The 247-nt window shown below is 74.1% G+C and carries 1 pseudogene; it reads left to right on the top strand.

Annotated elements, in window-relative coordinates:
- Nucleotides 1-19: 19 nt before the first annotated feature.
- Nucleotides 20-247, top strand: a pseudogene (locus AC0L3P_RS40345) (hypothetical protein); the annotation flags it as partial.

Genomic DNA, 247 nt, shown 5'->3' with positions numbered 1-247 from the left:
ACCCGAGAGTGAGGCTCTGATGGCCGAGCTGCGAACCGTCCCCGACGGTCCCGCCGCCGCGCCGGTGGTCGTGCCCGGCGGCGACCGGGACAGCCGATTCGCCCGCCGCATGATCATCGCCGGAGCGAGCATCCTGTCGGTGGTCGCGCTGCTGGCGGTGTTCGCGCCGCTGCTGAGCCAGTGGGGCGAGACCGAGATCGACGCGGCGAACACGCTCGTCGCGCCGGGCGGCAGCCACCTGCTCGGC

Source organism: Bradyrhizobium sp. WSM4874 (genome assembly GCF_055811835.1).
The sequence above is the reverse complement of the archived record's forward strand: the minus strand, read 5'-3'. Positions and strand labels throughout refer to the sequence as shown.